The sequence below is a fragment of the Bacteroidota bacterium genome (assembly GCA_016722375.1).
Taxonomy (GTDB): domain Bacteria; phylum Bacteroidota; class Bacteroidia; order Chitinophagales; family LD1; genus Bog-950.
This window is the reverse complement of the sequence record JADKJG010000009.1, coordinates 1-13,944: the sequence shown is the minus strand read 5'-3', so window position 1 is coordinate 13,944 and position 13,944 is coordinate 1. Positions and strand designations below refer to the sequence as shown.

Below are 13,944 nucleotides of genomic sequence, written 5' to 3'. Positions count from 1 at the left end.
TATTACTTATGGTTGGAGCCTGCCAACAATCAGATAAGTTACCGGTATATGGAAACAAACAAGCAGTAACAAGCAATAGCGGATCTGGTGTATCGGTGGATAGTGTTGATTATACCATTCCAAATTTCTCGATGACCGACCAAGATGGGAAGAATATAAGCAACAAAACTATAGAAGGCAAAATTCATATCGCCGATTTCTTTTTCACCTCCTGTCCAAGTATCTGTCCGAAAATGATGGCCGAAATGTTGAAGGTATATGAAAAGTATAAGTCGAATCCAGAAATCGTGATTCTCTCCTATACTATAGACCCGGCGCGTGATACTGTGGGAAAACTCAAATCGTATGGAGCCAAGCTAGGGGGTATAGAAACTAGTAAGTGGCACTTATTGACCGGCGACAAAGATTCTATCTATCAGCTTGCCGGAAGTTATCTCGTCAGCGCTGCCGAAGATCCTGATGCTCCGGGCGGGCATATTCACAGCGGCAGTTTTATTTTGGTAGATAAACAAAAAAGGATTCGGGGCTACTACGACGGGACCAATCCCGAAAGTGTTGCTAAGTTGATGGATGAAATAGATCAGCTTTTAAAGGAAAAATAAATCCTTTCTTACACATAATCCGTCATCTTGAATATTTTTGCATCCTAAATTCAATTCATGAAAAATACGCTCTTTACAGTCTTTGCCTGCCTGTTTATCAATTTGTTCACGACAGCTCAAAGCAAGATAACCGAAGGCAAGGTTGTTTATTCTGTTACGCTACCGGAAGCAAAAAAGGGCGATGAAAATGCCTTGGCTATGGCTATGGGAAAGGAGCAAGTAATTTATTTCAAAGGCGATCGGTCTCGCATCGAAACAAAAACATCCATGGGCGATGTAGTCGTTTTAAACAATCGCGCCGATGGAAGTATGTATACCCTCATGAACCTGATGGGAAAGAAAATAGCTATGAAAATGGAAGAGGGAGATATGGAGGCTGTGAAGGCTTCTCTTCATCCTGAAGACAATGACAAGGCGAAAGAACCGGAAGTGAAACTGACTAGCGAAACAAAAAAGATTGCTGACTATAAATGCAAAAAGGCGTTAGTCACTTATCCTTCGGAGAACGGAGAGAAGGTGCAGGGAGAAGTTTGGTACACCGACCAAATTGGTTTTTCAGGCCCTCGCGAGTTTAAGATAAAAGGAATTGAGGGCTTCCCTATGGAGTTCAGCTATAATGCGCGTGGAATATCTGTAAAAATGACCTGTACCAGTGTAGAGTCTGTCCCCGTTAAAGACGACAAGTTTCAGATACCAGATGACTATACCATCAAAACCATGATGGAGATGATGAGCGACGGCATGGGATTTCGCTAAAGAAAGTTCCTTATCTTGCTGCCAGTCAGTTTTGGAATTGACTCGTGTAGCGGATTTGTTTAAGTTACATGGTGGTTGCATCATTAAGCCCTATTAGTTTGGGATTAATGGCTTATTTTATAACATTTGCGACATTCGCGTTTTATCCATTTGTCCATGTTGGAAATTTACAGTTCTCGATTATTTAATTTATCCCTATCCGTTATGAGTCAGCAGTTTAAGTCTAACGGCGCTGTTTTGCGCTTCAAAAGGAGTATTTGTAAACGTAGCATCTACTGGGTGCTTTTCCTATTTATTAGCAGCTTTTCATTCGTTGGCTCGTTAAGCGCGCAGCCATGTATTGATCCGGTGGTAGATTTGGGGCCAGACATAGTGCAATGCGGTGGCAGGATTCAGTTAGATGCCTTGAACACAGGGGCCGACTATCTATGGTCCGACGCTTCTACCGGGCAAACTCTGAATATTGGGATGTCGGGCACCTATAGCGTAACCGTTACCAATCAGCCTAATTGCAGTGCTTCAGCGTCTATCAATATTACCATCAACCCGGTTCCGGTTGTTGATTTAGGTGCCGACATTCATCACTGTTCCAACACCTTTCGCGATATACTTTTCGTGGCTATTCCTGAAACATTCTATTCCTGGTCAACCGGAGAGACGACTCAACAAATTGCAGTAACCAGTACGGGCAACTATTCGGTAACCGTAACGAATAGCGATAACTGCACCGCCTCCGATGAATTAGCTATTTCTGTAGATCCTTCGCCCACGGTGAGCCTAGGAGATGATATAACCACTTGTGCCACATCGGTAAGGCTGATGGGAGGTGCTTTCGAAAGCTATTCGTGGTCAACCGGAGCTTCAGCCAATTTTGTAGTTGTTAATAGTTCCGGCACTTACCGACTGACCGTTAGCAATACCTTCCACTGTACGGCATCTTCTTCAGTAAATGTCCTTTTTCAATCATCTCCCCAACTTGGCGCTGATATGGCAGACACTATCTGTCCGTTTACCACAACAGACCTCACCAACTATTTTGTCACCTCCGGTTTATCGGTTAGCTATCTTCATACTGATTTTATACCCGTAGCTACTCCTCATACGGTGGCAGATGGAAATTACTTAGTCGTTGTTTCCAATGTATATGGCTGCTCGGACACCGGGCTGATTACTATTAGCCTTCATAATAAACCTAATCTGGGTGTAGATAAGAGTGATAGTATTTGTCCTGGCTACGCTTATGACTTAACAACTTTATATCCCAATTCAAGCTATTCAACCTATCTATGGAATGTATCAAAACCGGATTCCGTTTTTTCGGGAATTTATACGCTGATGGTGTCCAATTCTGATGGCTGCTTTGATACGGCTACTGCAATTATCACGAATAAGCAACAGCCAATTGTTACCTTAAACATGCCCGCTAATATTTGCTATAACGAACCAACATTTACCTTAACCGGTGGTTCGCCACCGGGAGGTATTTATTATATAAACGGACGAATGGATAGCCTTTTTAATACCGTTCAGATAGGCCTGTCTTCCCCATTACGTATTGTCTATGTTTATACCAATGCTTCGGGCTGTACCGACTCTGCCGAAACAACCGTGACGATTCGCCCGCAACCCTTTATCACCACCGTCCTCCCCCCCTCTTTATGTCTGACCTCTACCCCCATTGACCTGGATGATTATTTTGATATTTCTGCCGGAAACTCACCGGGTTCACATCATTATAGCGGCTTGGGAGTCAGCGACCATTTTTTCTATCCGGTGCTGGTGCCCAAATCATCCCCGCTTTCTATAACCGATATATACATTGACATTTATGGATGCATAGACACTTCTACCTATGCTGTGACGGTACTCGATCCGGTCAATGTTACTATGATTTCATCCATCGCATCTCGCTCTATTTGCGAAGGACAAAGCGTTACTTTAACCGCCTCGGGAGCTGATACTTATGAGTTTTTTCTGAATGGAAAATCAACTGGCGAGCCTACTTCAAATCCATCTTATTCCACCAATTCACTTCAAGATAAGGACATCGTGGTGGTGGTAGGAAGAAATGACTGCTCTACCGATACTTCCGAGCCTGTTTCTTATGATGTACATGCTCTGCCTATCGTTGAAGCCGGACCGGATTCTACTATTTCACTCGGAATGTCCATTCAGTTGAGTGGCGATGCAAGGGGTAATGATTTGGTCATTTATGAATGGAAGCCGACCACTCATTTGAATTTTCCGAGCCTTCCCAATCCAACTTTTAATGGTTCGGAATCCACTTTGTTTTATCTGTATGCCACCGATGCTTATAGTTGTACGGGATATGATAGCGTTCTGATAAATGTCGTGGTGCCTGATTCTATTGAACTCCCCAACGTGATTACTCCCGATGGCGATGGCAAAAACGATACTTGGAAAGTTCATCCACGAGTGAATTTGGAAGGCTCCAATCTCATCATCTTCAATCGTTGGGGAACCAAGGTTTATGAGGCAGAAAGCTATAACAACGATTGGGGCGGGAACCAACAAAAGCGGAGAGAAACTTCCCGACGGCACCTACTATTATGTGTTCCGCGTTCCCTCTCAAAACAACCACATCTACCGAGGCGCTATTAATATCCTTAACGGCACAGCCAACTAATTTGCTAATCACATGATAAACACAAAAAATCAAATGATTATGAAAAAGATAGCCGCAACTGCACTGATCCTTTTTTCTCTTTTCTCACACATTAGTGCGCAGCAAACCCCAATATACAGCCAGATATACTTTATGCGCATGTTGTATAATCCCGCATTGACGGCGTATAACGGAACGACCAATATTTACGGTTTCTATCGCGAACAATGGACGGGAATGCCCGGCCATCCCGTAACCAGAGGCGCTGTGGGAGACATCAGCCTTTGGGAAGACCGGATAGGTACCGGCATTCATGTTTATAATGACAATACCGACATTATTAAACGGATAAATGTTCAGGCATATTATGCCCAGAAAATAACTTTCGCAAAAGATCACCGCCTGTCACTCGGATTCTCCGCAGGTGTTCAGGAAGTTCATGTTGACTTTGCCAACGCCAGAGCCACCGATGCAGACGACCCTAATCTGCTCGCTGCTTCTAAGGGCGGGGTAGCTTTTGATTTAAACGTAGGCCTGGCCTACCAATGGAAAAAGCTGACTATCGGAGTGGCGGTGCCCCAAGTGCTCAACACCAAAGCCAATATCACCTCCGGTCTTAAAGATAGCCGGTTTAAGAACGTTCGATATTTCAACTTCTCAGCCAGTTATGAAATCAGTTTGAAAAATGAAACCTGGAATATCGAACCAGCCGTCATTGCCAAATACGCACTCAAAAAGACCTATCAGATTGAAGGAAACATCATGGCCAACTACAAGCGCATTGGCTATCTGGGAGTAGGCTATAGAATGGATTACGGCATGTCATTTATAGCGGCTGCGCGAATCAGCAAAGCAGTTACCATCGGCTATTCCTATGAATATCCACTGATGGGGAAAGTAAAATATGCAGACACTAAAGGAACACATGAAGTCATCGTTGGTGTTCATTTCAATCAATGGATGAATAAAAAAGAGAAGGAAGAAGTGAATCCTAAACTCGATCTTATAGACAGCCTCTTGATTGCACAGGAAGAGATGAAAAAAAGTTTAGACAGCGCTTGGCAAGCTATTGATTCGCTTGAATTTGCCAAGATGGAGCAAGAACAAAAGATTGCTGAACAATACGAGAAACTCTTAGATCAAGACGAAAAGAATCAGGAATTAACCGGTCAACTGAATAAAGTGCAGAGCGAGATGAACGAAAAGTTGGATAATGCCGTGAAGGATTATCAGCAAATGACCAAAGATAAGCCCTTAGTAGATTTCCCCGCTACGGTTGATAAGAGCACCAAGTCAACGAAAGGAAGTATCTATCGCTTAAACAAAGTCGAATTTGACAAAAACAGCAGCTACATGAATCGCGCATCTTATACTGAATTAGATAAAGTGGCAGAGTTTATGACGCTGAATCCAAACACGAATATTCGCATTAACGGTCACACCGATAATATCGCCAATGCGAACTATAACCAGTGGCTATCAGACCGCCGTGCCAAACGGGTTTATGATTATCTATTAGAAAAAGGCCTACCGGCCGACAGGATGACCTATTTTGGTTTTGGTTTAAGAGCGCCTATTGCTGATAATAATACAGAACAAGGCCGGGCATTGAATCGCCGGGTTGAAATAGAAATCACCAAATAAATGCAGGTGCTTTCTATTTAGCCTACTCCACATCCACCAACATAAACGGTTATGTGGGATAATAAAAGTCTGGATTGAAGTTATCCACATAGCTTTGAATGAAGATTTAATTCAATACCGTTCTATAATTCCATCCAAAACCATCAAAATCTGGCAAAAATGATTGGAAACCATCCAAAAACAGGAAATCTGGAAATTAATTCCAGGTGGAAAAGAAAGAATTCCAGTGGAATTGAGAGATTTCCAGGTGGAAAAGAAAGAATTCTAGGTAGAAATAAGAGATTTCCAGGTGGAAAAATCGCTTTGCTAGGTGGAAATGAAAGATTTCCACCTGGAAAAAATGCTTTGCTACATAGAATTATCTCTTTGTCAGTAGGAAAAGATGAGATTCGAGGGTCTGTTCAATAAACAGTGTCAAATATTAAATTTGGAACAGGGGCTATTCACAAAACTCATTTAGCGATATATATTATGTATCCACGCAGGCGTTTTTGGGGGGACGAAATGAATAAAATAATAGCTCTGTTGGAAAAATCAGTGCGTGTTTAGAATAAAAGTATGGCGGATATCTGCATGTTATATTCAACCAGAAAAAACAAAAAGATTAGCTTTGGAAAATAATTACAAATTAAAAAGTGCGGAGTCAGCACTATAATCACTGACGACCTTGAGATGAAAAAACATTTATTCTTTTTAGGCGTTTCTATCTTTGTTTCTCTTGCCGCTGTTGCGCAATGGGCACCCGTGAACTACAACCAAAACATGGAGGTTTACAGCCTCCACTTTATCAACGATACAGTAGGGTATGCCGCTGGCTATCACGAGGTGTATAAAACTGCGGATGGTGGTCAAAACTGGGCCGAGATTGAGAACAGTGTCTTTACTAACGGGCCAAGTGGCGTGTGGTTTATTACCGAAAACGTCGGCTTCATTATCGGTTCTGATGGCGGCGGAAATCCACAAGTAGGCAAGACAATAAACGGTGGGGCATCATGGACAAAGACATCGCTCCCGGTGGGTAGTATGGGGTTCAATGACGCTAATAAACTTTTCTTTTTTGATCAGAATACAGGTTATATAGTTTGCCGCAGTGGTCATATTTATAAAACCACCGATCAGGGAGTGGCATGGAACGAGCTTACATCAGGCACTACTGATGATTTAACTTCTATCTATTTTCCTACACCAACCGCTGGTTATGCCTCGCTTATGAATTCCGGTTCGCTTCTTAAAACCATCAATGGCGGAAACAGTTGGTCACTGGTTAGCCTCGGCCAGACCGTTGGAGTTAACGACCTTTATTTCACCAGTGCAGACACTGGATTTCTCGCTTGCTCCGGTTCGAAAATTCTTAAAACGACAGACGGAGGACTCAACTGGAGTGTTTTCACATTTGGCACTAATGATGTTTTTTACGCCATTGAATTTACCAGCGACAATATGGGATATGTGGCAGGCTCAACGGGTACTATCGCCACCACTACTAACGCAGGCTCCACATGGGTTGGCGGTTCGGGCGGGATAACAAACCTGTTGTACTGCATGGATTTCCCATCTCCGCAGGGTTATATCGGGGCGCTCGGTCCTCCGGGAAAAATCATTAAATCTATCAATGGAGGTGGAATTCTTTCTGTGGCCGAACTAAATGAAAGCAATAGTATCTCTGTTTTCCCTAATCCGGCTTCTGACATTTTCAGTTTAAACGTTACCAGAGATATTAAATCAGACCTGATATTGGATATTTACAATCTAATGGGAACATTGGTCAAGACAGAAATTATAAAGCAAAATCAACAACAAATTAATGTTGGAGATTTGAGTAATGGAATCTATTTGGTTGAAGTTAAATCGAAAGGCTTTACGGCAAACAAAAAATTAATAATACAAAGGTAGGAAAGGAGCATTTATAATAGCAGAAGATGTATCCATACCACAATAAGATAAAGCAACGGATTCAAAACCATGAACTAATCGGGTATGAATATGTAGATGGATACAAATCTATCAGCCCTTGTCTTCTTTTATATTTTTCAACAGAACCAAAGACCAGACCGATAAGAGAACATCGGTTTGAAGAATATGAAGTGATTCTTAAAGGAGTGGTAAAAAAATAGAGTGTAGCAGGATGATTTACAGACTTTTCATATTCCTTGTTCTCAATTTTGGGGCATTGGTTATCGGCGGGCTTTTTACTAGTAGCGGCGTTCTCTCTGATTGGTATGCCGGCCTTGCCAAAGCTCCTTGGACTCCTCCAGGTTGGGTCTTTGGCTCGGCCTGGACTACCATCATGGTTTTCTTTGCTGTTTATATGGCCTTGGCATGGCCGGTTATTGAAAACAAAAATTTACTGATTGGATTATTCGCCGCTCAATGGATATTAAATGTGGCATGGAATCCTACCTTCTTCTATTTCCACCATGTTTTGGTGGGACTTCTGCTAATTAGTGCGCTCACAATACTCGTTGGCTTCATCTTATTCTTCTATTGGCCTGAACTGAAACTCAAATCTGCTTTGGTTCTTCCCTATTTCATTTGGTTACTTATTGCCTCCTCTTTAAATGGCTACATTCTATTAAAGAACTAATTTCGCCCTTGGTTGCTGCATAGTACCTAAATTGAATAATACCGGGAACGGTTAATTTCAGGGGGGAAGAGGCTACAATTGTGTTTTTGGTACTACGAATTAGGAATTTATTAACTTCGCGCACTAAATTTTCAAACAATGGCAAAGGCAAAAGCAAAAAACCCAAAGAAAATAGCCGCCAAGGCAAAGAATAAACCTGCTGTAAAGAAGGTTTCTAAACCCGTTAAAAAGGTAAAACCTGTTGCTAAAAAGGTAACCAAGAAAGTCGTGGCTAAGAAAGCAGTAAAGAAAGTAGCTGTTAAGGCAAAGCCTGTCGCCAAAAAGACAGTAAAAAAGCCTGTTGCAAAAGTGAAGCCAACGGTGAAAAAGGCAGTAAAGAAGCCCGTGGCAAAAGTGAAGCCAATGGTGAAAAAGGTTAGTCCGAAACCAATAGCAAAGAAACAGGCAGTAAAAGCCAAGCCACCAATCAAGGCGAAACCGAACGTAAAAGTTGCCTCCACAAAAATTATTAAGTCCTCAACGAAACCTTCTAAGAAAGCGCCCGTAAAGAATTATACGCAACCGGCTCTTGCTAGGGAGGTAAAGAAAGTTTACATATCTGAAGCAAGGCCGCAATCTAAACCAATAAAAAAAGGAAAACTAAAGATGCTCGACCTGAATCATCGCTACAGCGACAAAGAATTGAAAGAATTTAAAGATCTGATTGACAAGAAACTTGCCGATGCCAGAGAGGAATTAAAAAATCTGAAAGAGTCATTAGATAATCACACCGAAAGCCAAGCTGGCAATAAAGCCTGGAATATGGAAGAGGGGACTGATACGACAGAAATGGAGTATCTGATGAACCAGATTTCAAGACAGCACCAGTATATCCGCAATCTTGAATTGGCTCTGATTCGTATTGAGAACAAAACTTATGGCATTTGCAGAATAACAGGCAAACTCATTCCGAAGGAAAGACTTCGTGTGGTTCCTCATGCTACTCTTAGCTTGGAAGCTAAAATGACCCGCAAAACCGATGAAGGAGTAGCCCCGGCTGCAACTTTAAGTACTCCTCCTGCTGATTTTGCAGAAGGTTTTGAGGATTAATTTCTGATAAAAAGACATTAAGGCCAACTACCAAGTAGTTGGCCTTTTTTTTATCTCAAAATGGATGTTTAGTTATAAAGTGAACTTCTCATAATCCCCCATTTGCATAGTCGGTGAATGAGGGAAACCTGAATACAACCTAATCCATAAGTAACGCTCCGGCTAAAATTGATGGAACTAGCCTCTTCAAAATATTTGGTAGGACAGGTAATCTCCCCAATAGAAAACCCTTTGAAAAATATCTGGGAAACCATCTGGTTATCAAACACAAAGTCATCACTATTTTGTTGAATAGCAATGGCATTTAAAACTTCCTTACTAAACGCCCGATAACCGGTATGATACTCTGATAGTTTTTCACCGATTAGTATATTCTGCGTCAAGGTCAACATCCGATTGAAGATGTATTTATAGAGAGGCATTCCTCCTTTCAAAGCTCCCCCTCCCAAGATACGAGAACCAAAAACGACCGGGTAAACATCGTTGCCAATAATGCTGATCATCGCCGTGAGAAGTTTAGGCGTGTATTGATAATCGGGATGAAGCATCACGACAATGTCTGCACCTATTTCAAGAGCTTTTGAATAGCAAGTCTTTTGATTGCCTCCATAACCCTTATTTTTCTCGTGTTTGATGATATGTCGGATTCCTAATTTCTTGCCGACTTCAACCGTGGCATCTTTGCTGGCATCGTCCACCAAAATAACATCGTCAACAAGGTCGAATGGAATCTCCCTATAAGTTTTTTCAAGAGTGTGTTCAGCATTGTAGGCCGGAAGAACAACCACGACTTTCTTTTGGTTATACATTATTTGGTAATCAGGGTGACTGAATACTGAATCAAACTGAAGTGCTATTTTACAAAACGGGAACTGACTACCAAATCCTTAGTCCCGTAGGTATGATTATAGAAACCTTCTCCGGTCTTTACGCCCAGATACCCGGCAGTAACCATATTTACCAACAAAGGACAAGGAGCATATTTAGGGTTGCCCAAACCCTCATGCAGTACGCGCATGATTGCTAAGCAAACATCTAGCCCGATGAAATCGGCGAGTTGCAATGGCCCCATCGGATGAGCGAGACCAAGTTTCATCACGGTATCAATCTCTGCCACTCCGGCTACGCCTTCATATAGCGTAATAATCGCTTCATTAATCATCGGCATGAGTATGCGATTGGCCACAAAGCCCGAATAATCATTCACTTCAACAGGAGCCTTTGAAAGCTTTCTGGAAGTTTCCATAACCAGATTCGTGGTTTCATTTGAGGTAGCATAGCCTCGGATAACTTCCACTAATTTCATGACCGGCACCGGATTCATAAAGTGCATGCCAATGACTTTATCAGGGCGCTTAGTGGCTGCAGCGATTTTGGTGATAGAAATAGAAGATGTATTTGAAGATAAAATAGTGGATGGCTGACACAGCTCATCCAATTGCTTGAATATTTTCAATTTGATCTCTACGTTTTCGGTAGCGGCTTCAACCACGAGGTCTGAATCCTTGCAGGAGGTAAATCCAGAATGAGTACTCAGGTTTTTAAGTGTAGCAGCCTTTGCATCTTCAGTGATGGTTCCTTTAGAAACCATTCTGTCCAGATTTTTAGTAATCGTGCTAATAGCCTTTTTCAAAGAATCTTCAGAAACATCCACCAGATTGACTGAATAACCATTCATGGCAAATACGTGAGCAATACCATTCCCCATCGTTCCCGCTCCTATAACTGATACTTTTTTCATCATCTCTATTACTACTTATTGTTTAATTAAAATTTTACTGAACCGGTTACCCGAAATAGCGGTCAATGTTACTAAATAACTTCCGTTCTCCATATCACTTAATTGCCAATTGAAGTGATCTGAATCGGGCAAAATGATTTGTTCTATAAATCTTCTCCCTACTAAATTATAAATAGAAGCCCTGTTGAAAATATTTCTTTCAAAAGCAATCGTGACCATATCGGTAGAGGGATTAGGAAACAGTTTAAATGCTTTATCCCCAATTTTAGCTTCAACGATAGAATTAAATTGACAGTCACCTTCCTTAGTGCTGGTATCGGTAACTGCACTATTATAAATACCAAATGTGTACTGACCTTTCCTAATATTATAAACAGTGACATATCCCAGTTTATCATTCAGGTTGGAACCGGGGGAAACTGAAAATGAATCTACAAACACCCAATCGCTGTCTGAATTAGCACGGTACAGCATGATAATACTATCCTCAGAATTAGAAATAAAGGGAGCATCAAGGGAATTGTCATTGCCGTAATAATCGAAGCGGACATTTGCGGAAAGATTTTCCAAGTTAATTCCATCGAAAGTCCAATAGTGTTTATCGTGCAGGTGAAGCCCCTCAATCCTATTCTTCATCGGTTCAGGGCGAACCCAGTTGTATTCAACGCGAAGCAACGAGGAATCAGAAACCGAATTGACATTTACAATTGTCCTTGCCGTACCAAAATCATAACTACCTTGATTTCGGATGATCTTCCATTCATCACTAATCGCATCTTGAAGCTTCTGATCAAAATCTAAGGCGATATAAACTGGTTCAAATGAAAGCAACGAGGAATGGGAGGTACACTCTCCGCTTACGTTTACTACTTCATCCGTCCTATTCCATTGAGTATCGAAATATGAAATCTTTACCGGAACGTTATTATAGAAATGAGTCGTATGGTTTGAGCGTTGACGAATCAGCATGTTTACCAACAAACCGGAGCCCGTGGTGGCAAGTGTTTGTTTCCATTCAATGGAGAAGTGGGAAAAGCCCGGAGCATAAATCCAATCATTGAAATAATCATTCAGGTTAATACCGGAGCATTGACTGAGATAGTCCCTCAACTGAGCAGTCGTTGCATTTTGAAAAGCAAAGTCTGCCAAATAGTTTTTTACGCAATGGAAAAACAAAGAGTCGCCCATATAGTAGCGCAGGGTATGAATCATATCTCCTCCTTTCTTATAAACCGTAGTTCCATAAGTATATTCCGAAGGAACTCCACTAACCGGTAAATAACTATCATCATCAACATGTGCTTTTCTAAGTACCAAATCATGATTATCCCGAACACGCTTCCGGTAAGTTGAGTCGCCATAAAACTTTTCAAGAAACAAATGCTCATTATAAACTGCCCATCCTTCGTTTAGCCATTTCATCGGCTGTTTTGCAGGTAACCAAATCGCCGAACCAATGGTGGCTGAGTTCATGAGCCATAGTCACTTCGGCCTCATCCTTCAATACGGTTAAAAACAAGTTCATGAAACTGATATTCGTGGCATGCTCCATAGCACCGGCACTAAAGGGAACAATACAAAAGCCTATCCGTTCCCATTCATAAGGCCCCCAATGATTTTCCTGAATGTGAAACGCATCCTTGAGGTGTACAAAAAGATTTTTCAGATTGGTTGTATCGGGTGCTCGCGCAGCCAACTCAATGGGTACCATTCCATTTATGCCCTGAACCGTATCCAATAAAGTAGCATAGTCTGAAACGGCCACAGAAGCGAGGTAAGAAGGAATTTCATCCCTCAATGTCCAATGCCAGGTTTTAGTATTCACCCCATCGGTTACACTCTGTAACGTGCCATTACAAAATGCCTTATGATTGGTTCGGGTAGTGACATAAAATTTAAGCCTACAAACTTTATCTTTAAAAGTATCGAAGCGGAAACCAAACCCTTATAAGTATGTGGGTCTGCAAGAAAACTTTCTCCAATATTAAACGCAAAGAATTATCCAATAAACCCTTACCTCAAAATCACCGACACCTGAAGCGGTTTGCCGTGATAATAAATGTGTAGGGAGGCAGAATCATCCATGTTCAATGCCTGCTGGAATGGAATCAGAATTACTGAGTCATTATATGTAAAGGTGCTTTGCACCTCATTCACCTTGATTGAATCCACCGTCAGTTTCAGCAAATCAAGCCGGATGCTACCAACAGCATTCATTCTTGATTGGATGCCAATCACGGCATCGGCGTACATAAATTTATTGGTAAAGTCTGTTAGGTTCAGATTCAAACGAACGCTTCGTATATCTATCGTATCGCCCCGTCGGTCGTTTGCAAAAAGGCTACCTGACCAAAGCAGCACTAAAACAAAATGTAGTAGTTTCCCTTTCATAAGATGATGTGAAGATAATTCTTCAAACTATTTACCTTTTCTATTTTTTATAACAGCCAATAAATATTCCTCGGATTCAGGACCCAGATGAAAAATCAAATCAATGATACTCAGGTTTGCCATAAAGCCATGTCGCTCTTCAAACACCTGATAATAGCGGGGCAGCGTTAAAGTATCATCTTCATTCTTCCCTCTCAAATCCATTTTCCCCAAAACGGTTTTTTCAAAAATACTTGTCAAAAACAATTTCCTTTTCAATCCGAAGCATGGAAATATTATGCGGAGCAAGGCCAGATTATACTCAAACAAAAACTCATACTGGTTTTGATAGAACCCCTGAAGTCTATCTGAATAATATTCAAAAAACGGTGTGCTGCCATAGGCCGAAATAATACTTTGCCAGTGATTGCTCTGCCAATCTGTTGTGTATGAAATCTTTACCTCCTTGTATTTCTGCCGCTTTCTCTTCCCCCTTCAAGCGGTATGGTCAAAAGTATTTTGCCATTGGCAC

Annotated in this window: 14 protein-coding genes and 1 pseudogene; 9 read left to right on the top strand and 6 right to left on the bottom strand. The window is 41.5% G+C overall.

Going from position 1 to position 13,944, the window contains the following annotated elements; translation table 11 throughout:
- Positions 1 to 8: 8 nt before the first annotated feature.
- The 9 genes from IPP77_13350 (at position 9) to IPP77_13310 (ending at position 9,301) form a co-directional block, all read left to right on the top strand.
- The gene (locus tag IPP77_13350; protein MBL0310610.1) at positions 9 to 602 is read left to right on the top strand and encodes an SCO family protein; all 594 of its coding nucleotides are present in this window, start codon (positions 9 to 11) and stop codon (positions 600 to 602) included.
- A gap of 57 nt (positions 603 to 659) precedes the next feature.
- A complete protein-coding gene (locus tag IPP77_13345; GenBank protein ID MBL0310609.1) occupies positions 660 to 1,358 on the top strand; it encodes a DUF4412 domain-containing protein in 699 nt (232 codons plus the stop codon).
- 204 nt (positions 1,359 to 1,562) lie between these two features.
- Positions 1,563 to 3,980, top strand: a complete 2,418-nt coding sequence (locus tag IPP77_13340) for a gliding motility-associated C-terminal domain-containing protein (GenBank protein MBL0310608.1) — start codon at positions 1,563 to 1,565, stop codon at positions 3,978 to 3,980.
- A 64-nt stretch (positions 3,981 to 4,044) separates the two neighbouring features.
- The gene (locus IPP77_13335; GenBank protein MBL0310607.1) at positions 4,045 to 5,628 is read left to right on the top strand and encodes a PorP/SprF family type IX secretion system membrane protein; all 1,584 of its coding nucleotides are present in this window, start codon (positions 4,045 to 4,047) and stop codon (positions 5,626 to 5,628) included.
- 159 nt (positions 5,629 to 5,787) lie between these two features.
- Positions 5,788 to 6,036, top strand: coding sequence for a hypothetical protein (locus tag IPP77_13330; GenBank protein MBL0310606.1), 249 nt, complete (start codon positions 5,788 to 5,790; stop codon positions 6,034 to 6,036).
- Between the two features lie 264 nt (positions 6,037 to 6,300).
- Complete coding sequence (locus IPP77_13325; GenBank protein ID MBL0310605.1) at positions 6,301 to 7,521, top strand: T9SS type A sorting domain-containing protein; 1,221 nt, start codon at positions 6,301 to 6,303, stop codon at positions 7,519 to 7,521.
- A 26-nt stretch (positions 7,522 to 7,547) separates the two neighbouring features.
- Positions 7,548 to 7,742 carry a hypothetical protein gene (locus IPP77_13320; protein MBL0310604.1) on the top strand — a complete coding sequence of 65 codons (195 nt, stop codon included), beginning with the start codon at positions 7,548 to 7,550 and terminating at the stop codon, positions 7,740 to 7,742.
- Positions 7,743 to 7,753: 11 nt separating this feature from the next.
- Entirely contained in the window at positions 7,754 to 8,212 is a 459-nt protein-coding gene (locus IPP77_13315; GenBank protein ID MBL0310603.1) for a tryptophan-rich sensory protein, read from the top strand.
- Positions 8,213 to 8,857: 645 nt separating this feature from the next.
- A complete protein-coding gene (locus tag IPP77_13310) occupies positions 8,858 to 9,301 on the top strand; it encodes a TraR/DksA family transcriptional regulator (protein ID MBL0310602.1) in 444 nt (147 codons plus the stop codon).
- A 68-nt stretch (positions 9,302 to 9,369) separates the two neighbouring features.
- Here IPP77_13310 and IPP77_13305 read toward each other — a convergent pair whose 3' ends face one another.
- From IPP77_13305 to IPP77_13280, 6 genes and pseudogenes are all read right to left on the bottom strand, one after another.
- Positions 9,370 to 10,110, bottom strand: a complete 741-nt coding sequence (locus IPP77_13305; protein ID MBL0310601.1) for a glycosyltransferase family 2 protein — start codon at positions 10,108 to 10,110, stop codon at positions 9,370 to 9,372.
- Positions 10,111 to 10,154: 44 nt separating this feature from the next.
- The gene (locus IPP77_13300) at positions 10,155 to 11,042 is read right to left on the bottom strand and encodes a 3-hydroxybutyryl-CoA dehydrogenase (GenBank protein MBL0310600.1); all 888 of its coding nucleotides are present in this window, start codon (positions 11,040 to 11,042) and stop codon (positions 10,155 to 10,157) included.
- A 15-nt stretch (positions 11,043 to 11,057) separates the two neighbouring features.
- Entirely contained in the window at positions 11,058 to 12,464 is a 1,407-nt protein-coding gene (locus tag IPP77_13295) for a T9SS type A sorting domain-containing protein (GenBank protein ID MBL0310599.1), read from the bottom strand.
- Positions 12,430 to 12,867, bottom strand: a complete 438-nt coding sequence (locus IPP77_13290) for a hypothetical protein (GenBank protein ID MBL0310598.1) — start codon at positions 12,865 to 12,867, stop codon at positions 12,430 to 12,432. The genes IPP77_13295 and IPP77_13290 overlap by 35 nt, the downstream gene beginning before the upstream one ends.
- 188 nt (positions 12,868 to 13,055) lie before the next feature.
- Complete coding sequence (locus IPP77_13285; protein ID MBL0310597.1) at positions 13,056 to 13,433, bottom strand: hypothetical protein; 378 nt, start codon at positions 13,431 to 13,433, stop codon at positions 13,056 to 13,058.
- A gap of 27 nt (positions 13,434 to 13,460) precedes the next feature.
- Positions 13,461 to 13,895, bottom strand: a pseudogene (locus IPP77_13280) (WbqC family protein).
- Between the last annotated feature and the right edge of the window lie 49 nt (positions 13,896 to 13,944).

Excerpts from the sequence above, each read along its gene's own strand:
- IPP77_13350 (MBL0310610.1), top strand. The coding sequence starts at position 9 with ATGGTTGGAGCCTGCCAACAATCAGATAAGTTACCGGTATATGGAAAC.
- IPP77_13345 (MBL0310609.1), top strand. The coding sequence starts at position 660 with ATGAAAAATACGCTCTTTACAGTCTTTGCCTGCCTGTTTATCAATTTG.
- IPP77_13340 (MBL0310608.1), top strand. The coding sequence starts at position 1,563 with ATGAGTCAGCAGTTTAAGTCTAACGGCGCTGTTTTGCGCTTCAAAAGG.
- IPP77_13335 (MBL0310607.1), top strand. The coding sequence starts at position 4,045 with ATGAAAAAGATAGCCGCAACTGCACTGATCCTTTTTTCTCTTTTCTCA.
- IPP77_13330 (MBL0310606.1), top strand. The coding sequence starts at position 5,788 with ATGATTGGAAACCATCCAAAAACAGGAAATCTGGAAATTAATTCCAGG.
- IPP77_13325 (MBL0310605.1), top strand. The coding sequence starts at position 6,301 with ATGAAAAAACATTTATTCTTTTTAGGCGTTTCTATCTTTGTTTCTCTT.
- IPP77_13320 (MBL0310604.1), top strand. The coding sequence starts at position 7,548 with ATGTATCCATACCACAATAAGATAAAGCAACGGATTCAAAACCATGAA.
- IPP77_13315 (MBL0310603.1), top strand. The coding sequence starts at position 7,754 with ATGATTTACAGACTTTTCATATTCCTTGTTCTCAATTTTGGGGCATTG.
- IPP77_13310 (MBL0310602.1), top strand. The coding sequence starts at position 8,858 with ATGCTCGACCTGAATCATCGCTACAGCGACAAAGAATTGAAAGAATTT.
- IPP77_13305 (MBL0310601.1), bottom strand. The coding sequence starts at position 10,110 with ATGTATAACCAAAAGAAAGTCGTGGTTGTTCTTCCGGCCTACAATGCT.
- IPP77_13300 (MBL0310600.1), bottom strand. The coding sequence starts at position 11,042 with ATGAAAAAAGTATCAGTTATAGGAGCGGGAACGATGGGGAATGGTATT.
- IPP77_13295 (MBL0310599.1), bottom strand. The coding sequence starts at position 12,464 with ATGAAATGGCTAAACGAAGGATGGGCAGTTTATAATGAGCATTTGTTT.
- IPP77_13285 (MBL0310597.1), bottom strand. The coding sequence starts at position 13,433 with ATGAAAGGGAAACTACTACATTTTGTTTTAGTGCTGCTTTGGTCAGGT.